The organism is Chryseobacterium sp. LJ668, assembly GCF_019613955.1.
GTDB lineage: Bacteria > Bacteroidota > Bacteroidia > Flavobacteriales > Weeksellaceae > Chryseobacterium.
Map to the genome: position 1 here is coordinate 2,634,738 of NZ_CP080443.1, position 25,048 is coordinate 2,659,785.

The following is a 25,048-nucleotide window of genomic DNA, read 5'->3' on the forward strand; positions in this document are numbered from 1 at the left end:
TTTTTTAGCATAAAATAATGTGTAAATTGGTAGCGTTCCTTTTGGGGCGCTATCATTGGTAAAATAGATTTTATTGAGATTAGTACAATTATTATTCATTTTTGTTTTCTGCACATTTTCTGCGCAGCGAGTTCTTCCGTTTGATACATTAAGAATCAAAGAGGTAAGAGATTTGTTTGCAGATGATTATGGGAGTATCTACCTATATAAAAACAAAGATTTCAGTTTTACAAAATATGATTCTTTAGGGAAGCAGCTCGGGAAATTGATGTTCACGGTTCCTTTCCGTGTGCAGGGGGTTCAGAATCCTTTAACAATTGCTCTATTTTCTGAAAATGCTCAGGAAATGAAGTTTGTAGATCAGAATTTAAATGAAATTCAAACCATAGATTTCAAACAGAAATTTACCTTCATAAAACATGCATACGCAGAAGATCTGCAACAGATATGGTTGCTCGATGAAAGTGCGAAACGTCTTCTGCAATACAATTTCAGGAATGACACGACGATTAATTCTTATCCTTTTGATTCGAGTTTTGAAGATTTAATTGATCTTCTGGTCTACGAAAATAAAGTGTATATCTTAACCAAAACACAATTCAGAATTTATAATCTGAAATTTGAAAAACTCTATGAAGCTTCTGTTGAAAATGGGAAAAGACTGAGAAGAGAAAATGAATTTATACTGATTATAGCTCAAAATTCAGTTTTTAAATACATCCCGGAAAAAGAATTAACCAAAATTTTTGAAGACCCGGAAGTACAGATTGTGGAAAAAAACTCGTCGGCATATTTTGAAATCAAAGGGAACAAACTTTATCTTTACAACCTTGAAAAGAGGAGTGATTCTACCATTGATACAGTGATTGAAAGTCCAAAAAATGACACTGAGAAAACTGTTGATGAATTAATGAAAGAAAATTCCAAAAAAACAGATCTGATAAATCTTTCTGACGAAATTCAGGAACTCGGTTTTTAATAGTGATCATTGTATAAGTAAAACAACATTCGACGAATTATGCATATTGCAGTTACAGGAAATATAGGAGCAGGAAAAACAACACTGACTACAATGTTGGCAAAGCATTACGGATGGGATGCGCAGTTTGAAGATGTAGATCACAACCCTTATCTCGAAGATTTTTACGCAGATATGAGCAAATGGAGTTTTGCCCTTCAGATTTATTTTCTGGGAAGCAGATTTCGCCAGGTAAAAGAAATAAGAGACAGCGGTAAAAACATCATTCAGGATCGTACAATCTACGAAGATGCGCATATATTTGCAGAAAACCTAAATGATATGAAACTTCTCTCAGATAGAGATTTTAAAAATTATGCTTCTCTTTTTGATCTGATGAAGACCTTTGTTTCGGCTCCGGATTTATTAATTTATCTGAAATCCGACGTTCCTAATCTTGTGAAGAAAATATACAAACGTGGAAGGGAGTATGAAGCATCTATAAGCATAGAATATCTTTCAAAATTAAATCAAAAATACGAAAAGTGGATTTCAGATTATACAGAAGGAAAGCTTCTCATTATTGAAGTAGATGATCTTGATTTTGTAGAAAAACCGGAAGATTTCGGATTGATTTTAGAAAAAATAGAAACCGAGCTGAATGGTTTGTTTTAATCTGTGATTCAGATAATAAAACATTGCATACTTTTTTGGTGCTAAATTTGTTTAAACCAAAACAGATTCAAATTAAATATAAAAAAAATGCTGGTAAAAGTTCTGCATAACGGAAATTGCTCAAAATCGAATGCTGTATTAGAGTATCTTGATGAAAACGGAGTTCCGTTTGAAATCATCAACATGACTGAAGATCCGTTGAGCGTTTTGGAACTGAAGACAGTTTTAAAAAAATTAAATGAAAATGTTTTTCATATTATCCGAAAAGAAGAAAAACTTTACATGCAAAAATATGCCGGAAAAGATTTCACTGAAGAAGAGTGGCTGCAGATTTTATCTGAAAACCCGTCACTGATACAGAGACCGATTCTGATAAAAGGTTCGGTAGCAATGCTCGGAAGACCGGTAGAAAATGTAAAGTTCTTTATTGAACATTAAGAATTAGAAAATAAGAAACAAAAAGAGTCAGCAATTATGCTGACTTCTTTGTTATAACAGGATGACGCCTTCTATTTTTGCCACTTCTTTGTAAATTCTTACAACCTGATCTGCATCTAATACAAATGCGTTGATATTGCACGCGGTGTACTTGCCATTTTTGCTTTCTCTGTTGCCAAGCGTAAATTTGATGCCGTCAAAAACTCTGTATATTTCTGTCAGCTTTGCCTGATCTGTCGGAATAATAAATTTAAAAAGATAATCTTCAGGAAAATCGTGGTGACCTTCAAGTTTTTCTTTTAATGAGATGTAAAATTCTTCAGGATTGGCATGCTGATTTCCTTGTATTATGTCCATTATTGCTGCTTATTTATATAAATATAATGAAAAATAAATTATTTTCCAAGAGGTGCTAAAAGCGATGCCGAATTTTGCTTTTCATGATCTTCAATAATATTGAATAATCCGTTAACGATCTGTTCCGAAGCCAGCATGCTCAATCCGCCTGCGTTAACGTTGCTGTTATTTCCGCCACCTAAAAGACTTCCTAAAAGATTGCTTCCTGATAACGCGGTATTGATGGTTTTTACAATCCCGTATTTATTCAGTTCCTGCTCAACTTTCGGAGCGATTGCTGCAATAAGCTGTTGAGATGTTTTTTCTTTTAAAATCAACGTTGCAGTACCTTTTTCTCCCTGAATGATCCTTGTCACATCCTGTGCATTTAAGCTATTTACTGCATTTTCAAGAATAGGTCTTGAGATATTTACTGTATAAACTGCTGCATCGGCAATATATTCTCTCTCTTTAGCTACCAATGAAGGAGCAATTTTTTCAAGAGTGGTATTGATATCCCTCAATTGTTTTGGTAAAGCCTTGTCTACGAGATTGTTCTGAAGAAAAGCTGCTTTGTTGCCATAAATGCTCATGCCTTTATTAATTCCGCCCAGTAACACTCTTTTTATCACTGCCAATCCTAGATCAGATGTAGCAAGCGTTGAGCAGGAATATAACGTGGTATTAACTGCAGCTCCTGTTCCAAAAATAAGTACAATGGCTATAATATATTTTTTCATTTTTAAAATTTTTTTATCATCGTCAAATACTGCACCAAAGGTAAAACAATTATGTGTTTAACAAAAATTTAGATTATTATACTCTAAATTATAAAATAGGTACTTATCTGAAGATTTTTAAATTTATTTTAAACAATTAAATAAAGCCTGATCAAATTAGGATGTTAATAGTCGATTTTGGTGGAATATTCTCAGAATTTTGTCTTTGCTTCAATGTGAAATATTCATTTATATCACAATATTATGTTTTTGAATTTATTAAAATTTACGATTATTTAATCGATTCTATAATTTAACAAGGAATTAATAAAATATTTAACTAAAATTAACATCATTTGATATTTTTTATATTTTTGAGCAAAGTCTTCTTTTGAGAAAATAAAAGGGACGAGTACATTTACACATTTGATTTGTAAACAAAAAAATTAAACTATATGAAACAAACTAACTTAAAGTATTCTTGTCTGATTGCTGTTCTCTACTTCGGTATGAACGTCAACGGACAGGTAACTCCACAAGATACACTGCCAAAAGAGCAGAAGATTGAAGAGGTTGTTATGATAGGATACGGCTCCAGAAAAGCTGCAGATAATACAACTTCTACAAGTTCTTTAAAGGCAGAAGAGATTACTAAAACCAAAGTTTTGAATGCCACACAAGCTATCCAAGGTAAAGCAGCTGGTGTACAAGTTACTGCGTCAGATCTACCTGGTTCTACTCCTACTATAAGAATCCGTGGATTAGGAACTGTTTTAGGAGGAAGAGAACCACTTTATGTTGTAGATGGATTATTTGCTGATAATATCAACAATGTCAATTCGAATGATATTCTTACCTATGATATTTTGAAAGATGCGTCTGCATTAGCTATCTATGGTAACAGAGGTGCAAATGGAGTAGTGATTATTACCACAAAAAGCGGACGCGGCAAAGGTCTTACTATAGAATATGATGGTTTCACGGGGTTTAGAATGCCGCTTAAGAAGGTAAAAATGGCGGGAAGTAATTTATTTTCTGCCTACAATAATATTGCTATAGGAACAACTAAGTTTTCCCAAGACCAGCCTGTAAATACCGATTGGTTTGACGTGATTACCAGAACGGGTACCTATAATCAACATAATCTAAGCCTATCCGGTTCATCAAGAATCGTCAAATATTTTTTAAGTGTAAGCAATTATGATGAAAAATCAATCCTACAAGGAACAGATTATAACAGAGCAACCATTAGAACCAATAATGAGTTTAAAATTACAAAAGGAATTACTTTAGCTCAGAATTTCAGTGTAGCATTTACGAATACTACTCCAAAACCTTTAGGAGCTTTCACTTCAGCGTACCGACAATCACCGATCGTGCCCGTATATTTTGCAGACGGTTCATACGGAGTTTCTATCGTAGGCGCAGATGGTTTCGCATCACCAACAGGAAATTCTCAGTTTAATAATGTAGGAAATCCTCTGGCACAGCTTATGCTGAATAATGAGAAGCAAAGATTCGTACAGATGCAGGGAGGATTAAAGCTGGATGTTAATTTCCTGAAAGATTTTAAATTTACTTCACAGTTTAGTGCTGAATATTATACATTTAAAGGGTATAATTTTGATAACGGAGTGCGACTTCCGGGACAGTCCCCTGTCAATTTTAGCAATAGGCTTGCCAGTGAGAAAAAAGATTACTACAACTGGTCTGCAACCAATTATTTAACATATAATAAAGTTTTTGCTGATATTCATAATATTGAGGCAACTGTAGGTACAGAAATTACTTTAAGAAAAGGAGAAAATATCTATAAATATACCAGAGATAATGTAAATATTTCAGATTATTACAGCTTGGATGGTATGGATACGAATGGAGATAACAAAGCAGATCGAGCGTATTTGGATTCTAATGAAAATAGGACTCTTTCTTTCTTTGCAAGGGTTCAGTATAAATTGATGAACCGTTATTTATTAACGGGAACTATCAGAAGAGATGGTTCTTCACAATATCAAGACGGGAAAAAATGGGGAAATTTCCCATCATTTGGCGCAGGATGGATCGTTTCTGAAGAAGATTTTATGAAAGACGGCTTTTTTGATCAGTTAAAACTGAGAGCAGGATGGGGAAGATTAGGGAACCAAAAAGTTCCTCTTAATTTTTTACCATTTGCATCAGGAGTAACCTACAATTATTCTTTTGGCGGCAATCCTGTGAATAATGGTAATACCATCAATCAGGTTATCGATCCTGAACTTACTTGGGAAATAACAGAAGAAACCAGTGGCGGCGTAGATTTTCAATTACTGAGCAAAAGATTAAGCGGTTCTTTTGATTTGTATAACAAAACCACCAAAAATATCATCTTAAAATCGGTACCTGTTTCAACGAGTGGTATTGAAAATCCTGGCTATTCTCACATGGGTCAGGTTTCCAATAAAGGTTACGAAATCGTTTTAGGTTGGGCAGATAAAATCAATGACAATCTTTCTTATTCAATAGGAGCTAATTATTCAAACAATAAAAATAATCTGGATAATATAACCAAAGGCAGTAAAGTTGAACCTATATTTGGAGGTGGGTTAGGAAATGGACAAAATGTAAAATATTTCGGACCGGAAGCTGTAGGTCAACCTTTAGGGAGTTTCTACTTGTGGGAAGCCAATGGTTTAGATGCTAATGGAAATATGACCTATGTTGATACCAACGGTAATGGTGTAACAGGATCTGCAGACTCTAATGATAGAAAATTCTTCGGTTCTTACATTCCAAAATCTATCTTGGGAGTAAACTTAGGAGTCAATTACAAAAATGTTGATCTTTCTGTAAACGGGTATGGTACTTTCGGTGCAAAAGTTTACAACGGTAAAAAAGCACAACGTTTTGCAGGTGAAAATATTGAATACGATTTAGCTACAGATTTTTGGACGCCGTCTAGTACTGGATCTTCAAATCCTGCACCATTCAATGCAGTTCCTATAGCTTCAACGTACTACTTAGAATCCGGAGATTTTTTCCGAATCAATAATATTATGCTTGGTTATACGATGAGAAAACCTGTGGAGTATATTTCTTCCCTAAGATTTTATGTAAGTGCAATTAATCCATTCATCACCCAGAAATTTTCCGGTTTTACCCCTGAGCTTAATGGTAATGGAGATCCGTACGAACTTTCAGGTGTAGAATTAGATGCATATCCTACTTTAAGATCCTTTGTATTCGGAATGAATATCAAATTTTAATCAATTAATTAAATCATCATGAAAAAAAATATTATACTTATATCTGCATTGCTCACACTCAGTTTGGCCAATCATAGATGCAGCGAAGACTTTTTAGATGTAAAAGGTACAGAGTTTCTTTCTACGCAGGATTTGGATGTTCTTAATAATAATGAAGGAGCAGAGAGTTTTATTACATCCATTTATGCTAAATTTTTAGATTGGAATATAAGTTCTTTCGCTTGGAACGGAATCAGCAGTATTACTACCGATGACGCAGATAAAGGCTCCTCACCAGGAGATGCTGGAAGTGATAAAGATTTACTGGATGCTTTGACATTTAATGCTACTACGCCATCTTTTGAAGACGTTTGGAAAGGAAATTACCAGGTTATCAACAGGGCAAATCAGGCATTCTTCTACCTTCCGCAGCTTACTAATGCAGATGCTGCATTAAGAGATAGGCTAACAGGAGAAGCTAAATTTTTAAGAGCTTTTGCATATTTTACATTGGTAAGAAGTTTTGGTGAAGTTCCAATTGTAGATCACGTTCCTGTAGCAGGTAACGAAGCAGACAGAGTGATGACGCTTACCAGAAAATCAAAAGAAGAAGTATATGCTTTCATAGAAAAGGACCTTAATGACGCCATCGCAGCATTGCCAAATAAAGGTTCTTACACAGGCAATAATGTAGGACGTGCAAGCAAAGGTGCCGCATATGCATTATTAGCAAAAGTCTCTCTGTATCAGAAAAAATGGCAACAAGCTGTAGATAATGCTAATCTGGTTACAGGATATTCTTTAACGCCTGATTTTGGTGAAATCTATAAAATTTCAGGGGAAAACAATGCCGAATCTATTTTTGAAATTCAAGGAAGAGGAGGTTTAAACCAACCCGGCATTCAGCAATATTCTCAGACTCAGGGTGCTCGTGGAGCAGGAGGTTGGGGCTGGGGATTTAATACCCCTTCACAAAGTTTGGTAGATGCGTATAATGCAGAAGGTGATACAGAAAGAAGAAACGCGACGATTATCTTTAGAAATTCCACATTATATGACGGAAGAGTTGTTCCAAATACCGTAGAAAATCCTTATTATAACTATAAAGCATATTCGTCATCTTTTACAGGAGATGATGATTCTGATGCGAATATAAGATATCTAAGATTTGCTGAAGTTTTACTAATAAAAGCTGAAGCGATGAATGAACTGGGGCAAACTTCTGCTGCTATTCCTTTTCTCAATCAGGTAAGAAATAGAGCTGGTTTAGCAAATACTACCGCAACTTCACAATCAGATGTTAGAATTGCAATCTGGAAAGAAAGACGTTTAGAATTGGCATTTGAGCATGACAGATGGTTTGATTTGGTAAGAACCGGACAAGCAGCTTCTGCAATGGCAGCGAATGGGAAGACTTTTATTGTAGGAAAACATGAAGTTTTTCCTATTCCACAGTCTTTCATTACAGAAGCACAGGGACTTTCCTCACAGAATAATTATTAATAATTTTGAAAAATAAAACGATGAATATCAATTTAACAAAATATATAGCCGCCACTTTTATTATGAGTTTGGCACTTGCAAGCTGCGAGGACAGCATCGATAAAGATAATCCGCCAGTTCCTTATGTAGCCATTGGAGGATATGAAAATTCAGATGATATTGCTTCTGGAAATCTGGTTGCAAAATTAAGCTTTGAAAATGATCTTGCGGATAAATTAAGTAACATCACTGGGCAAATGCCGGCAAATGTTAGTTATGCTTCTGGTGCTAAAGGTATGGCGTATAACGGCTCTTCTTCAGAAATTAAATATACAGTAGGAAATGCAAATAATGCCATTACAGGTCTGAATAATTTTACCATTGCTTTTTGGATGAAAAGTGATAATACCGTAGCTCCAAGTCCTCCTGGACAAGGAAAGGGAGCACAAGGGATTTTCTCCATTGTTCGACCTGCAGAATTTTGGGGAGGAATGAATGTTTTTATAGAAAACCCGGATTCTTCTAAACCAGATAGAATCAGGCTGAAACTTGGTTTGGAAAATAGCAGACCGGGAGTGAGCTGGAAAGGTCAAAGTGTAATTGCAAACTTAGATGGTCACAAAGGTAAATGGGTACATATCGTATTTGCATATGATGCCAGTACAAGCAGATGTTATGTCTATGAAAATGGAGAACCGGCAAAGAATTTAGACGGTTTTGCATATTCTCCGGCGGGAGGAGCTATAAGCGGATACGCTTCTTGGTTTGCGTCTGATCCGGGTGGAGCAAATAATCCTGCTGGTGCACCTGGTTATGGAGGTTTTCAGATGATGGGAACAAATGGTAAAGTTGTCTTTGGTACTCATCAATTTGAAACTGTACCTTCACAAAACAATGGTGGACAAGAAGACTGGGCAACTAGTTTTGCAGGCCAGTTAGATGAGTTCAGAATATATAATGTAGCGCTTAAGAATACAGATGTTATAGCACTCTACAAATTAGAGAAGGATAATAGATAATCATAAAGAGCCTTTAATTGGGCTCTTTTTTTAATGTTTCATGTATGAAAAATTTTAAGTCAGCAATATTTTTTTTAGGATTAATTGTCAGTTCGTGTTCATCTGAAGATAATACACCAACTGCAGGTACACCTATTGGCGGTGGTGGCGGAACGGAAATTCCAAACAATTATACCGACACCCAACTCGTCGAGATGGTTCAGAAAGATGCCTTAAAATATTTCTGGGATTACGCTGAGAGCAATTCAAAACTTGCCAGAGAAAGATACCATACTGATAATCCGGCACAAGATGCTCATGTGGTTTCGGCAGGAGGATCTGGTTTTGGATTGATGACAATTTTGGTTGGTGTCAAAAATGGTTACGTTACAAAAGCAGAAGCTGTTTCAAGACTAACGACGGCACTTAACTTTCTTCAGAACGCTAACCGGTTTCACGGGGCATGGCCTCATTGGATGAATGGCAATAATGGGCAGGTTATTCCATTCAGTCCGCAAGACGATGGTGGAGATTTAGTGGAAACTGCATTTTTAGCTCAGGGACTAATTTGTGTACGAGAATATTTCAAAAATTCTACAGATTCAGCAGAGATTGCTCTATCACAGAAAGCTGATACTCTTTTTAAAGGAATCGAATGGAGTTGGTATACCAAAGGTGAAAATACATTGTACTGGCATTGGTCACCCAATTATAATTTTCAGATGAATATGCAGCTGAAAGGGTTTGATGAGACTTTGATTACTTATGTGATGGCTGCAGCTTCATCTACTTTTACCATTACCAAACCTGTTTATCAGCAAGGATGGGCACGAAGCGGCGTAATTGCAAATGCAGGATCACAATATGGCTTTCCGCTCGTTGTCAATCACAATGGTGCAGTGAATACAGTTGGACCTATGTTTTGGTCTCACTATTCATTTTTAGGACTTGACCCAAGAGGTCTTACAGACGATTATGTAAACTATGGAAATTCTACATCCAATCATGCAAAGATCATGTATCAGTACTCCGTTGCAAATCCGAAAGGATGGCAGGGATATAATTCAAAGAGTTGGGGTCTTACGGCAAGCTATTCTAGAAATGCGGATGGTTCTACAGGATATTCTGCACATCAGCCAAACAATGATTTAGGTATTATTTCACCTACAGCAGCACTTTCAAGCATGCCATATACTCCGGTTGAAAGTATGAATATGTTAAGATTTTTATATAACGAAAATTACAGTAAATATATAGGAGTTGCCGGACCTTATGATGCTTATTCTGTGCACTATAATTGGGTAACGCCAAGATATTTGGCTATAGATCAGGGAACGATTGCTCCGATGATTGAAAACAATAAATCTCAGTTTCTATGGCAGCTGTTTATGAATGCTCCGGATATTCGACAGGGGTTGATTAAACTAGGATTTCATTCGACACAATACGGATTCTAAAAACTAAAACTTGTTAATTTAAAATCTTTAACAAAGTTTTTTATCAAAATTTAAATGAAAAAATTTGCATTGACAGGAATGATTGCATTATTGGTGTTTTCTTGTAAAAATACATCCACTAATCGATATGCATCTCAAAATGAAATCATTACGAGCAATAATACCGACGGGCAGTTACTGGACCAAGTTCAGAAAGATGCCTTAAAATATTTCTGGGATTATGCAGAACCAAATTCGATGTTGGGAAGAGAGCGCTATCACGAAGACAATATTTATCCGGATAATGATAAAAACGTTATTACAACTGGTGGATCAGGATTTGGGTTAGCTACAATTTTAGTTGGAATTGAAAGAGGTTTTCTTCCAAGAAAAGAGGCAGTAAAAAGACTGACGATAATGATGGATTTTCTTGCAAAAGCAGACCGTCACAAAGGAGCCTGGTCGCATTGGATCAACGGAGAAACAGGAAAAACAGTTCCGTTTGGCAAAAAAGATAACGGTGGAGATTTGGTTGAAACAGCATTCCTGACTTCCGGAATTTTAATGGTTCGCGAATATTTCAAAAACGGAAGTGCGGAAGAAAAAGAGTTGGCAAAAAAATGTGACGAACTCTGGAAAGGAATTCAATGGAACTGGTACACCAAAGGAGGCGAAAAAGTATTGTATTGGCACTGGTCACCGGAGTATCAATGGGAAATGAATTTTCCATTACAGGGCTATAATGAATGTTTAATTACCTACATTTTAGCAGCATCTTCACCCACCTATTCAATTGATGCAGAAACGTACTATAAAGGCTGGACTAGAAACGGAACCTATCTTTCAGACAAAGAAAAATACGGACTTCCAATGTATGTCAAGCACAACGGGGCGGAAGAATATGGAGGTCCTTTATTTTGGGCGCACTATTCCTATATTGGTTTAGACCCAACAAATTTATCGGATAAATTAATTAAAAACTATTTTGATCTAAATAGAAACCAGGTCTTGATAAATTACAAATATTGTGTTGAAAATCCGGACAAATGGAAAGGATACGGACCAAATTATTGGGGATTAACAGCGGGTTATTCAAGAAATGAAAACGGAAGTATAGGCTACGATGCTCATTTTCCACAAAATGATCATGGCGTGATTACGCCTACCGCAGCATTGAGCAGCTTCCCCTATACACCCAAAGAATCAATGGAGTTTCTTAGATTTATTTACACTCAAAAACCTGAATTTATCGGGTCTGCAGGTCCTTATGATGCGACATCCATTCATTATGGTAATTGGACTACACCGAGATATTTAGCGATCGATCAGGGAACTATTGCTCCGATGATTGAAAATTACAGGTCCGGATTTTTATGGAAATTATTTATGAATGCACCGGAAATTCAAAAAGGATTAAAAAAATTAAGCTTTAAATCTGAGAAATATGACATTAAATAATTTTTAGGAGCTAATCCCGCTTTCCGCACTCGCTATTTTCCGGGATTTGGGGCGGCGGCTTTGCCGCCGCCCCAAATCCCGGAAAATGAGCTCAAACAAATGCTGCAATCGGGGCTAGGTAGTAAATAAAACAAAGCCTTGTGAAAGTTTTAAATCTTGACAAGGCTCATAATCAGTAGGAGCGGGCTTTAATCCGTGTGAACAATAAATAAAAGTCAAATGGCTTCAGCCAAAACCTAATAGTAAAATGAAATTAAAACTAAAATATATCCCACTTTTACTTCTCCCACTATCTTTAAGTTTAAAGGCTCAGGAAGTCAAGGCAGAATTAAACAAAGAAGTCAGAACACAGGAAAAAATATCTTACATTCTTGATTATCCGCAAAATGCAAAGGGAAATGTTCCTTTGATCGTATTTCTTCATGGCTCAGGTGAAAGAGGCAATGATCTTGAAAAAGTAAAAATGCACAGTCCGTTTACGTATAAAAATTTAATTAAGGAACCTGTTGCGATTCTTGCGCCGCAATGCCCCGAAAATAAGTGGTGGGATACGTTGACAGTTTATAATTTAATAAAGGAAATTCAGGCAAAATATAAAATAGACGCTTCCAGAATTTATCTTACAGGATTATCAATGGGAGGTTGGGGAACGCTGAAACTGGCAATGGAACATCCTGAAATGTTTGCCGCAGTTGTTTCTGTTTGCGCTCCAACCGACAGAGTGATGTACGCTAACATCCACCAATACAAAAATTTAAACATGAAAATTTTTCATGGCGGAATGGATGATGTCGTTTTACCGGAAAATGCTCTGAATTTCTATCAAGCACTTCATCCTGTAAACCCAACGGCCGAGCTGACCATCTTCCCGAATGACAACCATAATTCTTGGGACTCAACCTATTCAGATCCTCAATTATATGATTGGATGTTGTCAAAAAGAAAAGATAAATAATTCATTAAAATTAATAATAATTATTCTGCGATCTTAGTTAATATGGGTTTCAAACTAATCTATCAGATACGAAACTTTGTGTTTTTTTTAGTGGAACGACCTTTATGTATTTAAAAGCAGTTAGCAGTCAAAAAATCTTAGCGAACTTTGTGTTAAAAACAAATTAATATAAAAAATAAAAATATAATCAAAGACAGATTTATGAAATCGAGATTCACGAATACCATAAAAAAATGAAGATAAAATGAGTAAAAAGTTAATTGTAATTGCAGCTTTAGCCCTTTCGCCTATATTTTCGGCGCAGGAAATGGTAACAAAACCCATTCAGTCTTATCAGACGGCGCAATATCAGACAAAGAAAAAAGCATTTGTTGATAATCTTTTGTCAAAAATGACTTTAGATGAAAAAATAGGACAACTGAATTTACCAAGCTCCGGAGATTTTACAACAGGTTTGGCTCAAAGCTCAGACATCGGAAAAAAAATCGAACAAGGTTTAGTGGGTGGACTATTTAATATTAAAGGTGCAGAAAAAATAAGAGCAGTACAAAAAGTAGCGGTAGAAAAAAGCCGTCTTAAGATTCCTTTGATTTTCGGGATGGATGTAATTCACGGTTATGAAACCACATTTCCGATACCGTTAGGTTTAGCAGCTTCTTGGGATATGAATTTAGTGCAGCAATCAGCAAGAGTTGCAGCCAAAGAAGCAGCAGCTGACGGAATCAACTGGACCTTTTCACCAATGGTCGACATTTCTCGCGAACCTCGATGGGGAAGGGTTTCCGAAGGTTCCGGTGAAGATCCGTACTTAGGAAGTGAGATTACTAAAAATATGGTGTACGGTTATCAGGGCAAAGATTTGTCATTAAGCAGTACAATATTAGCATGCGTAAAGCATTTTGCATTGTATGGTGCGGGTGAGGCAGGGAGAGATTATAACACGGTGGACATGAGCCATGTCAGAATGTTCAATGAATATTTTCCGCCTTACAAAGCGGCTGTTGATGCGGGTGTCGCTTCAGTAATGGCTTCTTTTAATGAGGTTGACGGAGTTCCTGCAACCGGAAACAGATGGCTTCAGACTGAGATTTTAAGAAATAAATGGAATTTCAAAGGTTTCGTTGTAACGGATTACACAGGAATCAACGAAATGGTAGACCACGGAATGGGCGATCTTCAGCAGGTTTCAACATTAGCATTAAAAGCCGGAGTTGACATGGATATGGTAGGTGAAGGTTTTTTAACCACATTAAAAAAATCTTTATCTGAAGGGAAAATCACTCAGGCTGAGATCGATATGGCTGCTAAAAGAATTCTTGAAGCAAAATACGATTTAGGCTTATTTGACGATCCTTATAAGTATGGCGATGCAAAATTAGCGGCAAAAGAGGTTTACAATTTAGAAAACCGTAATATCGCAAGAAACGCCGCAGCACAGTCAATGGTGTTGATGAAAAATGAAAATCAGGTGTTGCCTCTGAAAAAATCAGGAACAGTTGCCGTGATCGGTCCTTTGGTGAACAACTCACTGAACATGGCGGGAACTTGGAGTGTTGCTGCTCAACATGATAAAGCGATTAGTTTAATGCAGGGTCTGCAGGCAAATTACGGAAAAGAGGTAAAATTCATTTCTGCTAAAGGTGCCAACATCGATTATAATGCAAAATTAGAAGATATTTATGCAGCACACGGAAAGAAAACCGACAGAGATAGTCGTTCAAAAGAAATATTACTAAAAGAAGCTATTGATGTTGCCAACAAAGCAGACGTCATTGTTCTGGCCATCGGAGAATCTGCCGAAATGAGCGGCGAATCTTCATCAAGAACCGAAATTACCATTCCTCAGTCTCAAATTGATTTATTAAATGAATTAAAAAAGACAGGGAAACCAATCGCAGTCGTACTTTTCACAGGCCGTCCGTTAGCGTTGACAAATATGAAAGACGTTCCGGATGCAATTCTGAATGTCTGGTTTGCAGGTTCCGAAGCTGGAAATGCGATTTCTGACGTTCTTTTCGGAAAAGTAAATCCTTCAGGAAAATTGCCGATGACTTTCCCAAGAAGTCTCGGACAGGTTCCTATTTATTACAACGCGAAAAACACGGGTCGACCATTAGATCAAAAACTGGTTGATAAATGTGAGTATCAAAGGTTTCGTTCCAACTATATGGATGAATGTAATACGCCGCTGTATCCGTTTGGATATGGATTGAGCTATACAAAATTCAACTATTCTGATATGACGGTTTCCAATGCCAATCCTAAAGGGAATCAAACTATTCAGGCATCATTCACCTTGACAAATTCCGGAAATTATGACGGGGCGGAAGTAGTGCAGCTGTACATCAGAGACATGGTGGGAAGCATCACAAGACCGGTAAAAGAATTAAAAGGATTCCAAAAAGTAATGCTTAAAAAAGGTGAATCTAAAAAGATTACCTTTAATATTACCCCTGAAAACCTGAAATTCTATAACGGAGATTTGAAATACGATTGGGAAGCCGGAGAATTCGATATCATGATAGGAACCAATTCAGATGAGGTAAAACACTCCAAAATCAACTGGACAAAATAATAAAAAAGCCATTCGAAAAGAGTGGCTTTTTTATTATGGAAAGCGCTGTTCTTTAGAAGCAATTCCCGCTATCCACTCATACTCCTCGCCCCAAAGCTTAGCCTACGCTTGCTGCGGGGTAACCGTTCCTATCGGGGCTAAAAATTTAGTCATCATTATTTAATATGGTGTACATAAGAAAAAGATCGGATGAGACGAAATTTTACCAATCTCGATTCATATTTAAATAGGTAAATTATTACTTTTGTTAAAACTTAAAATGAATGAGAAAATTAATTTTACTCGCAACAGTCGGTTTGGGACTTTTGTCTTGCACTACTCAAAACATCAAAAAAAATATGGATTTACCTGCAGAATGGAAACATACTACAAATATTTATGAAGTCAATCTAAGGCAATATACAAAGGAGGGCAGCTTCAAAGCATTTGAAAAAGAAATGCCACGTCTTAAAAATATGGGAGTAAAAACATTATGGTTTATGCCCATTACACCCATCGCTCAGCAAAATAAAAAAGGAAGCCTGGGAAGTCAGTACGCAGCTGCAGATTATACCTCCATCAATCCAGAATTTGGAACGATAGATGATTTCAAGCATATGGTAAATGAGGCGCACCGACTTGGTTTCAAAGTAATTATCGACTGGGTGGCAAATCATACTGGGTGGGATCATATCTGGACAAAAACCCATCCAGAATTTTACCTGAAAGATCCTGATGGAAAATTCCATATTGCATCAGGTATGGATGATATCATCGAACTGGATTTTAAGAATCGGGAGATGAGAAAAGCAATGATTGATGCCATGAAATTTTGGGTCAAAGAAACCCATATTGATGGTTTCAGATGCGATCTGGCTTCCTGGGTTGAGGTAGATTTTTGGGCTGAAGCAAGACCAGAAGTCGAAAAGGTAAAACCATTATTTTGGATCGGAGAGTTTGACGAATTGGAAAGTCCTGAATACGGAAAAGTTTTCGATGCAAGCTACTCATGGAAATGGATGCACAAATCTGCCGATTACTATAAGAAAAATGAATCGATCACCGAACTCATTGATTTGCTCAAAAAATATTCTGCAATCGGAGATACATCAATGAGAGCATGGTTTACTACCAATCATGATGAAAACTCATGGAATGGTACAGAATATGAAAAGTATGGCAATATTACCAAACCAATGGCGGTATTTTCAGCAACCTGGAACGGAATTCCGCTCTTATATTCAGGTCAGGAACTTCCAAATATGAAGAGACTTGAATTTTTCGAAAAAGACGTTATAAAATGGAATGGGCAATATCAAATGGAGGATTTCTATAAAACTTTACTGAATTTAAAATCTTCAAACCCTGCTTTAAGAGGCGGTGAACCTGCGGTTTCAACATACCTTCTGAATACCACAGCCAACGATAAAATTTTAGCATACATAAGAAAAAACGGGAAAGATGAGGTTCTTGTTGTTCTCAATATGTCAAAAGAGCCTGTGAATTTTACTATTCACGATAAAAGCTTAAACGGAACTTTTAAAAACGTATTTGAAGGTAACGAGAGAGATTTCAGTGCAGGGAAAGATTTTAATTTTAAAGTTTCAGATTTTGCTGTTTTTGAAAAGTAAAAATAACAATATAACATACTTAAAATATCAATAGGAGCGGGCTTTAGCCCGCTTTTAGTTTAAAATATTGTTAGTTTGCTTCAGCCAAAATTTAAAATTATAATTACATATTGTAATGATCAGCAACTTATATTTAATTTTACAAATCAAAGATCACTTCCAAAAATGAATAAAAAAGAAATCCTACAAATTCTGAAAGATAAAATCTCAACAAAAATCCAGACTTTTGAAAACCTGATCAATGAGACAAGAGCATCAAGCAATGACACAAAAAGCTCGATGGGAGATAAGTACGAAACGGGCCGTGAAATGCTGCAGCAGGAAATAAATAATATCCAGAGACAGCTCAATGAGACGTTGATCCAACAAAATGTTTTACAGAAGTTAAATACCGAAACCTGCACAAAAGTTCAGACCGGAGCTTTGGTAGAAACTGACAAAGGATGGTTTTATATATCGGTTTCGTCAGGAGAAATCATTTTTGAAGACAGAAAAATTATAACTGTGTCCAACGAATCTCCTTTGGCAAAAGCTATGACAGGTTTGGTTTCGGGACAAATATTCTCAATAAACAACACAGATTATAGTGTTAAAAATATGTATTAAAATTCGTTTATGGATAAAAATAATCAATTAATATGCTTCTTTTAATTATTTTATTATGTTAATACATTTATTGAAGGAATGATTATACATTAGTAAAAATTAATAATTATGAAGAAATTGCTCTATTGTTATCTTTTATGTACTGTTTTTACTGTTATTCACAGGTAGGGATTAATACAGGTTTTCCCGATACCACTTCTGTTTTAGATATAAAATCTCCTTTGAACGATAAAGGTGTTCTAATTCCCATGATGACAACGGTACAGATTAATGCCATTTCTAATCCCGCTACTGGTCTTATTGTCATGAATTCCGCAAGCAGACTCATATGGGTCAATTCTGGTACACCATCGGTTCCTCGTTGGGTAGAAATGAATACGGTACTAAAGAGTAATCCTGTTACATCATCATTTTCGTCAGGTACATTATCATTGGCTATTCCCAATAATTCAACCGCAGGGACCTCTCATACCATCAATGTAACGGGTATTCCAAAAACTCTTTCTGTATTTGATTATCCCAGAATTTCTCAGGTATGCCTTAATATAACCCATACTTATGATGCAGATTTAGATATTACATTAACATCTCCAGACGGAACTACCTTTATTACATTGTCAGATGATAACGGAGACGACGGGAATAACTATACAAACACATGTTTTAAACCAATTGCAGGATTGCCAATTTCGTCCGGAATCGCTCCACTTACCGGAAGTTTTCAGCCGGAAATTCCGTTTAGCTTATTTAATGGCCAAAATATCAATGGAAACTGGACTTTAAAAGTAGCAGACGATGCAGCTATGGATACAGGAACTTTAACGGGATGGTCAATAGAATTTCAGCATTAAATAGGCATTAAGCTATTAAAATTTACTTTAAGATGATCGTATCGGTTAAAATGTTGAAAATCTGGGTAGCAAAGTAATAAAATTTTCTATTAGTTAATTCTCAGTTTTTATTCCATTAACAATAATTACGTAATTTTGAAATAACCAAATTAAAAATTTTATTATGAAAAAATTAATTTTCAAAACCCTGCTTCTCAGTGGGTTTTCAGCAGCTGTTATTTCATGTTCATCAGATGATGAGATGTCTTTCAATCAGGAGCATATGCAGACTCAGAATTCAAAAGAATCTCAAATAGCTAAAACACAGACTTTCGATATCCGTTTTGGTCTGTTATCTCAAAATGGAACAAAAATACTTTCAGGAAGTTACGACTTGGGAGGCTTTGTTGCTACCAATACGGTGACGGGTGATGTGTATTATACGTATGGTGGAAGTGGTTTTCAGTCGGTACCGCAATATTTTGATGGATTACCTGCAGGAACTTATGAGTTTTCGGCTCAACAGGGACAAGGAGGTTGGGTTGGATATGGAACCGTAATAGGAACTGTTTCTGATGCGCAGGTTGATGAAGACGGATATGTTACTGTATACGTTCCGATTGCATGGGAAGAATAAAGCTGTTCTTCGGTTTAAATTTATATAGATATTCAATAAGAACGGACTTTAGTCCGTTTTTTATTTTTATAGAAAGGCATTGTTATAAATATGATAGTTTTGACTGTAAATTTCTTAAATTTGAAACTTCAAAAAGCTTTTTCAAAATGCAAAACTATTTAGACCTTTTACAGCATATTAAAGAAAACGGAACCGATAAAACTGACCGTACTGGAACCGGTACAAGAAGTGTTTTCGGGTATCAGCTGAGATATGACCTGTCAGAAGGATTTCCTTTGGTTACTACCAAAAAAGTGCATTTAAAATCTATAATTTACGAATTGCTGTGGTTCTTGAATGGAGATACCAATGTAAAATATTTAAATGACCGTGGCGTTTCAATCTGGGACGAATGGGCAGATGAAAATGGTGATTTAGGCCCTGTTTACGGGGCTCAATGGAGAAGCTGGAACGGAGCCGACGGAAAAGTAGTAGACCAGATTTCGGACGTGATCGATCAGATAAAAAAAAATCCGGATTCCAGAAGGCTTATTGTATCAGCATGGAATGTCGCAGAAATTCCTAATATGGCATTAGCACCGTGTCACGCGCTCTTTCAGTTCTATGTTGCAGACGGAAAACTATCTTTGCAGCTCTACCAGAGAAGTGCAGATGTTTTTCTGGGCGTTCCGTTTAACATAGCAAGTTATGCGCTTTTATTAATGATGGTTGCGCAGGTTTGCGATCTTAAAGTAGGAGACTATATCCACAGTTTTGGGGATGTTCACATTTACAACAATCATTTTGAGCAGGTAGAAAAACAGTTGGCGAGAGATCCGAAACCGCTTCCTACCATGAAACTGAATCCTGAGATTAAAGATATTTTTGATTTTAATTTTGAAGATTTTACATTAGAAAACTATGATCCGCATCCGGGAATTAAAGCTCCGGTGGCAATTTAAAATATGAAAAGTGAAGTCTAAAAACTTCACTTTTTTTGTAACTATTTATGTGTTTTATCAACATATCAATAAAAATCCATTATGATTAGAAAAGTTTTTTTATTAGTTGCTGCAAGTATTTCGTCATTTTCATTTTCTCAAAATAATGTAAGAGAAAAGTTGGGTAATTATCTAGATTCTTTACATGTCCACCACAAAGTAATGGGAAGCTTTGCATTTGCAAGTAATAATGAATCTACTTTCGTAAAAGTTGTAGGATTCTCTGACGCAGAAAAGCAAGAGAAGGCCAATCTTAATACGCAGTATCGTATCGGCTCAATCTCCAAAACTTTTACAGCTGTTTTGATAATGAAAGCCATTGAGGACAAGAAACTTACATTAAATACAAAATTATCACAGTTTTTTCCTGGAATCGAGAAAGCAAATATGATTACCATTGAAAACCTCCTGCAACATAGAACAGGAATTCACAATCTCACAGATGAAGAAGAATATATGCAGTACCATACTCAAACCAAGACTGAGAAAGACTTGATTGATATTATTAAGAAATATAAAAGCGATTTCAATCCCGGAATTATGTTTGAATACAGCAATTCAAATTACATTATTTTAGGCTTTATTCTAGAAAAAATTTACAAAAAATCTTATGCCGATTTGATTAAAGACAAAATTGCAAGACCATTAAAACTGATTTTAACGGAAGTTGGAGGCAAGATAGATTCCGGTAAAAATCAGGCAAAATCTTATAAATTTATAAACGGGCAATATCAGGCTTCCTCGGAAACTGATATGAGCATTCCTATTGGCGCAGGAAATATTATTTCAACTCCAACTGAACTTTTGAAATTTATTTTAAGCTTGGAAAATGGAAAATTAATTACAAGTGCAAGCCTGAAGCAAATGAAAAATTTCTCAGATGATTACGGATACGGATTGGTGAAAATTCCTTTTAATGGAAGCTCAGGCTTCGGGCATAATGGTGGAATTGATGAATTCAAATCTTTTCTGTATTATTTTCCGGATTTGAAAGTTGCAGTGAGCTCTGTAACCAACCAATCCGACTATGATAACAATCAGATTGCTATAAATATGTTGAAAGCAGCTACTGGTGTAGATTTTCAAATTCCTAATCTGAAGTCACTTCCTGAATCAGAATTACAGCAGTTTGTAGGAAATTATTCCAACCCGAAAATCCCTGTCAAATTTGATATTTTTATTCATGATAAAACGCTGATGGCTCAGGCAACGGGACAAAGTGCGTTTCCGTTAGAATCGGTTTCGAAAAATAGCTTTAAATTTGATACGGCAGGAATTGTTATTAATTTTGACACTTCTAAAAAGCAGTTTACCATCATTCAATCTGATGTAGAAACTGTTTTCACAAAAGATTAATCTTATGAAATATTTAAAAATAAATACAGAAGATAAAGCAGATCTGGAAGCACTTCAGAACGCAATTCTTCAGCTAAAAGGTGTTGAATCTTTAGAAATCATCGATGAAGAAAACCCTGAAAGCGAGCTGAAAAAAGCTTTTGCCAAAACCAAAGAGCAGCTTAAAAAAGGCGATTACGAAACATTAGTCAATGACATTTTCGATGTTTTTACTAAGAACAACTCAAAAAAATAATAAGAAATAGATGAAGAAAATCATTTTATCAATTGCAATATTAGGATCCTTATTTTCTGCAAATGTGTCTGCACAAACTGAAACTTCAGGCAGAGAAAAAGTATATAGAGCAACATCAGAAAAAGTTACAGAACTTAAACATACCAAGCTTAAAGTCAGTTTCGACTATCAGAAAGAGCAGATGAATGGTGAAGAATGGTTAACAGCATCGCCCTATTTTTATACATCTAACGAATTGGTTCTGGATGCAAAAGGAATGCTGATTCATGAAGTTGCTCTAGACAATAATGGAAAAAGGTCACCTTTAAAATATGATTACAAAAATGATGTTTTAAAAATTTCTTTAGATAAAACGTACCAGAAAAATCAGGAGTACACGGTTTATATCAAGTACACTGCGCGTCCCAATGAAGTAAAACAGGAGGGAAGTATGGCAATAAGCGATGCAAAAGGCCTTTATTTTATCAATGCTCAAGGTCAGGATACAAATAAACCGACACAAATCTGGACACAGGGCGAAACCGAATCTTCTTCCGCATGGTTTCCTACCATCGACAGATCAATTCAAAAAACAACACAGGAAATTTACATGACGGTTCCCGATAAATACGTCACACTTTCAAACGGAATATTAAAAGATTCTCAGAAAGATGCGAACGGATTGAGAACAGATCATTGGGTAATGGATAAAAGACATTCAACCTATCTGTTTTTCATGGGGGTTGGCGAATATGCTGTCGTTAAAGACAAATGGAAAAATATCGATGTTGATTACTATATCGAAAAGGAATATGAACCTTATGCAAAACAGATCTACGGAAATACACCCGAAATGATCGAGTTTTTCTCTAAAAAGTTGGGTTATGATTATCCTTGGGCAAAATATGCACAGATTTCCGGGAGAGACTATGTCAGTGGAGCAATGGAAAATACAACAGCAACACTTCACGGAAGCGATATTTTACAAAAACCGGGACAACTGATCGATGAAAACAAATGGGAAGATACAATTGCCCATGAGCTTTTTCATCACTGGTTTGGAGACTTGGTAACGGCAGAAAGCTGGAGTAATCTTACAGTAAACGAATCTTTTGCCAATTATTCAGAATATCTTTGGAACGAGTACAAATATGGAAAAGACCAGGCAGAATATCATCAGATGGAAGATGTGAATCATTACATTCACAATCCCTCAGATTTTAAAAAAGATCTGGTAAGATTTGATTATGCTTCCCGCGAAGATGTTTTTGATTTAGTGACCTATCAAAAAGGAGGCGGCATTCTCCACATGTTAAGAAATTATCTGGGAGATGAAGCTTTTTTTGCAGGAATGACCGACTATCTGAAGACCTATGAATACAAAAATGCAGAAGCTCATCAACTAAGATTATCATTTGAAAAAATTTCCGGGAAAGATTTAAACTGGTTCTTCAATCAATGGTATTTCGGAAGCGGACATCCGAAATTAAATTATTCTTACACGTTTGAACCTGTGAAAAAGCAGGTAACAGTTGTAATTGACCAGTCTCAGGAATTGCCTTTTGAATTTCCTTTGACGATTGATGTTTATGACAATGGAAAACCAAAAAGGCAACAGGTTTGGGTGAATGCAACTGCAAAAAATACATTCAGCTTTGATGTTTCAAAAAATCCGGATTTAATCAATATCAATGCAGACGGAATATTGGTTGCAGATATTACTGAAACTAAAACACCGGAGCAGAATCTGATGCAGTTTACCGGGTCAAAAGAATTTAAAAGCAGATATTATGCATTAACCGCAATCAAAGATCAGGTAGGAAAAACTCCTGCAGCGACAAAATTATTGTCCGCCGCTTTGAAAGATCCCTACTTCAGAATACGGGAAAAAGCTTTAGAATTAATGGATTTATCAAATGCTGAACAATTCAAAGCTTTAGCAACAGATGTTGAAAAATTAGCTTCAAATGATCCTAAAACATTAGTGCAAGGTGCAGCGATTGCAGCTTTAGCAAAAACAAAGGATAAAAAATATCTGCCAATCTTTGAGAAAGGAGTGAGTGCGGTATCAAATTCAGTAAAAGGAAATTCTTTGGCAGCGATTGTATCGGTAGATCCGTCAAAAGTGGATGCGTTGGCAGACAAAATCGATTTGGAAGGTGCTTCTGAAGCAATGCTGACGCAGCTGATGCCGATTGTTGTTAAAAATAAAGTGACTTCTCAAATGGCAAATATTGCACCGATTGCGGCTTTTTATCCTTTCATTAAATTCCAGAATCCGGAATTGGGGAAAGTGGCGGAGGAGGGCTATAATTGGATTATGAGCTCAGATAACCTGAAAGCTACCGAAAGTATTACCAAACTTCTCGGTCAGGCAAAAGGTCAGATGGGTGAAAATCCCCAGGTGAAGATGATGATTTCTCAAATGTTGAAAGATGGTTTAAGCAAAAAAATGGATTTACTAAAACAGAACCCACAGAAAGCTGCAAGTATCAATCCACAGATTGATGCCATTAATAAAGGAATTGAGAATTTTAAATAATCTATTGATAATAATATTCTACCAATATATTTATATAGCCGCAGTTTTACTGCGGTTTTTGTTTTTTTTACTCTTGTTTATTTCGTATTGCTTGTGGTATTTTAATTGAAATATGTTCTGTAATTAGAATATAAAATGTATATTTGATACTAAATACCAATAAAATCAATGAATATGAAAACAAAACTATTTTCTTCTCTGACAACTGTATTATTTACAATAGTCGCCAATGCACAGATTACTACATTCCCATGGACAGAGACTTTTGAAGACAGTTCACCAACCAGAGCTGGTTGGACTCAAGTTTATGAAGTTAATAATATGTCATGGACATATTCCACCACCGCTTCTACAGGAAGTTCTGGAGTAACCGCATATGACGGAACTAAATTTGCAAATTACCCGGGAACTTCACATAATTTTGATAAAACCAAACTGGTTAGTCCGGCTCTTAATTTAACAGGGGTGACAAATCCTACTGTGAGTTTTTTCTATATTAATCCTTATTGGAATCCTGATCAAAACTGGTTGAGGGTTTTCTTCAGAATTTCTGCCACAGACCCATGGGTACAGATTGCTGAGTTCCATTCAAATATCACAACTTGGACTTCTTCCGGAAGCATGGCAATACCTCCCAATACCTATCAGATTGCTGTAGAATGTGAGACTGATTATGGATATTCTACACTTGTAGATGGCTTGGTAGTAACAGGTACTAATTTGAGTGTAAGTGACGCAGTTAAAACCTCAAAATCTACAATCAAATATTTTCCAAATCCTGCTGAAGACGTATTAAACTATGAAAGTAAAGAAAAAGTGTATGAAATTTCTGTGTACAATAATGTAGGACAAAAAGTTTTGGATCATAAAGTGGAATCTAATCAAGGAAAGATTAATGTCTCCAGCTTAGTAAGCGGAACTTATTTAGTTCGAACTAAGACAGACTCCGGTATCAATTCATTTAAAATGATTAAAAAGTGATAAATATTTAATCAGTGTCATAATATTAGTTGAGCACC

The 25,048-nt window shown here is 35.9% G+C and carries 21 protein-coding genes; 19 read left to right on the forward strand and 2 right to left on the reverse strand.

Annotated features, from left to right (window positions below):
• Nucleotides 1-73: 73 nt before the first annotated feature.
• The 3 genes from K0U91_RS12345 (at nucleotide 74) to K0U91_RS12355 (ending at nucleotide 2,071) form a co-directional block, all read left to right on the forward strand.
• Nucleotides 74-979 carry a hypothetical protein gene (locus tag K0U91_RS12345; protein WP_258561879.1) on the forward strand — a complete coding sequence of 302 codons (906 nt, stop codon included), beginning with the start codon at nucleotides 74-76 and terminating at the stop codon, nucleotides 977-979.
• Nucleotides 980-1,018: 39 nt separating this feature from the next.
• Nucleotides 1,019-1,633 carry a deoxynucleoside kinase gene (locus tag K0U91_RS12350; RefSeq protein ID WP_219969424.1) on the forward strand — a complete coding sequence of 205 codons (615 nt, stop codon included), beginning with the start codon at nucleotides 1,019-1,021 and terminating at the stop codon, nucleotides 1,631-1,633.
• An 87-nt stretch (nucleotides 1,634-1,720) separates the two neighbouring features.
• Nucleotides 1,721-2,071 (forward strand): ArsC/Spx/MgsR family protein, encoded by a 351-nt coding sequence (locus K0U91_RS12355; RefSeq protein ID WP_219969423.1) that lies wholly within the window; start codon nucleotides 1,721-1,723, stop codon nucleotides 2,069-2,071.
• A 51-nt stretch (nucleotides 2,072-2,122) separates the two neighbouring features.
• Here the strand turns inward: K0U91_RS12355 and K0U91_RS12360 are convergent, their stop codons facing one another.
• A complete protein-coding gene (locus tag K0U91_RS12360; RefSeq protein WP_219969422.1) occupies nucleotides 2,123-2,428 on the reverse strand; it encodes a DUF493 family protein in 306 nt (101 codons plus the stop codon).
• A 38-nt stretch (nucleotides 2,429-2,466) separates the two neighbouring features.
• Nucleotides 2,467-3,147, reverse strand: coding sequence for a DUF4197 family protein (locus K0U91_RS12365; protein WP_220179858.1), 681 nt, complete (start codon nucleotides 3,145-3,147; stop codon nucleotides 2,467-2,469).
• A 434-nt stretch (nucleotides 3,148-3,581) separates the two neighbouring features.
• Between K0U91_RS12365 and K0U91_RS12370 the strand changes: the two genes are divergently transcribed.
• The 16 genes from K0U91_RS12370 (at nucleotide 3,582) to K0U91_RS12445 (ending at nucleotide 25,010) form a co-directional block, all read left to right on the forward strand.
• Nucleotides 3,582-6,371, forward strand: coding sequence for a SusC/RagA family TonB-linked outer membrane protein (locus tag K0U91_RS12370; RefSeq protein ID WP_220179859.1), 2,790 nt, complete (start codon nucleotides 3,582-3,584; stop codon nucleotides 6,369-6,371).
• Nucleotides 6,372-6,389: 18 nt separating this feature from the next.
• A complete protein-coding gene (locus K0U91_RS12375) occupies nucleotides 6,390-7,853 on the forward strand; it encodes a RagB/SusD family nutrient uptake outer membrane protein (protein ID WP_220179860.1) in 1,464 nt (487 codons plus the stop codon).
• A gap of 20 nt (nucleotides 7,854-7,873) precedes the next feature.
• Nucleotides 7,874-8,851 carry a LamG-like jellyroll fold domain-containing protein gene (locus K0U91_RS12380; RefSeq protein ID WP_220179861.1) on the forward strand — a complete coding sequence of 326 codons (978 nt, stop codon included), beginning with the start codon at nucleotides 7,874-7,876 and terminating at the stop codon, nucleotides 8,849-8,851.
• A 44-nt stretch (nucleotides 8,852-8,895) separates the two neighbouring features.
• A complete protein-coding gene (locus K0U91_RS12385; RefSeq protein ID WP_220179862.1) occupies nucleotides 8,896-10,287 on the forward strand; it encodes a glucoamylase family protein in 1,392 nt (463 codons plus the stop codon).
• Between the two features lie 54 nt (nucleotides 10,288-10,341).
• Complete coding sequence (locus K0U91_RS12390; RefSeq protein ID WP_220179863.1) at nucleotides 10,342-11,724, forward strand: glucoamylase family protein; 1,383 nt, start codon at nucleotides 10,342-10,344, stop codon at nucleotides 11,722-11,724.
• 247 nt (nucleotides 11,725-11,971) lie between these two features.
• On the forward strand, nucleotides 11,972-12,679 hold the full coding sequence (locus tag K0U91_RS12395; RefSeq protein WP_220179864.1) for a carboxylesterase family protein: 708 nt from the start codon (nucleotides 11,972-11,974) through the stop codon (nucleotides 12,677-12,679).
• A gap of 244 nt (nucleotides 12,680-12,923) precedes the next feature.
• Nucleotides 12,924-15,254, forward strand: a complete 2,331-nt coding sequence (gene bglX, locus K0U91_RS12400) for a beta-glucosidase BglX (protein ID WP_220179865.1) — start codon at nucleotides 12,924-12,926, stop codon at nucleotides 15,252-15,254.
• Nucleotides 15,255-15,517: 263 nt separating this feature from the next.
• On the forward strand, nucleotides 15,518-16,864 hold the full coding sequence (locus K0U91_RS12405) for an alpha-amylase family glycosyl hydrolase (protein ID WP_220179866.1): 1,347 nt from the start codon (nucleotides 15,518-15,520) through the stop codon (nucleotides 16,862-16,864).
• 165 nt (nucleotides 16,865-17,029) lie between these two features.
• The gene (locus K0U91_RS12410; protein ID WP_220179867.1) at nucleotides 17,030-17,470 is read left to right on the forward strand and encodes a hypothetical protein; all 441 of its coding nucleotides are present in this window, start codon (nucleotides 17,030-17,032) and stop codon (nucleotides 17,468-17,470) included.
• A 137-nt stretch (nucleotides 17,471-17,607) separates the two neighbouring features.
• A complete protein-coding gene (locus K0U91_RS12415) occupies nucleotides 17,608-18,321 on the forward strand; it encodes a proprotein convertase P-domain-containing protein (RefSeq protein ID WP_220179868.1) in 714 nt (237 codons plus the stop codon).
• Between the two features lie 163 nt (nucleotides 18,322-18,484).
• On the forward strand, nucleotides 18,485-18,937 hold the full coding sequence (locus tag K0U91_RS12420; RefSeq protein ID WP_219969411.1) for a hypothetical protein: 453 nt from the start codon (nucleotides 18,485-18,487) through the stop codon (nucleotides 18,935-18,937).
• 146 nt (nucleotides 18,938-19,083) lie between these two features.
• Entirely contained in the window at nucleotides 19,084-19,878 is a 795-nt protein-coding gene (locus K0U91_RS12425) for a thymidylate synthase (RefSeq protein WP_220179869.1), read from the forward strand.
• Between the two features lie 81 nt (nucleotides 19,879-19,959).
• Nucleotides 19,960-21,273, forward strand: a complete 1,314-nt coding sequence (locus K0U91_RS12430; protein ID WP_220179870.1) for a serine hydrolase domain-containing protein — start codon at nucleotides 19,960-19,962, stop codon at nucleotides 21,271-21,273.
• 4 nt (nucleotides 21,274-21,277) lie between these two features.
• Nucleotides 21,278-21,508, forward strand: a complete 231-nt coding sequence (locus K0U91_RS12435) for a hypothetical protein (RefSeq protein WP_219969408.1) — start codon at nucleotides 21,278-21,280, stop codon at nucleotides 21,506-21,508.
• A 10-nt stretch (nucleotides 21,509-21,518) separates the two neighbouring features.
• Complete coding sequence (locus tag K0U91_RS12440; protein WP_220179871.1) at nucleotides 21,519-24,029, forward strand: M1 family metallopeptidase; 2,511 nt, start codon at nucleotides 21,519-21,521, stop codon at nucleotides 24,027-24,029.
• A gap of 174 nt (nucleotides 24,030-24,203) precedes the next feature.
• A complete protein-coding gene (locus K0U91_RS12445) occupies nucleotides 24,204-25,010 on the forward strand; it encodes a T9SS type A sorting domain-containing protein (RefSeq protein ID WP_220179872.1) in 807 nt (268 codons plus the stop codon).
• Nucleotides 25,011-25,048: the final 38 nt, after the last annotated feature.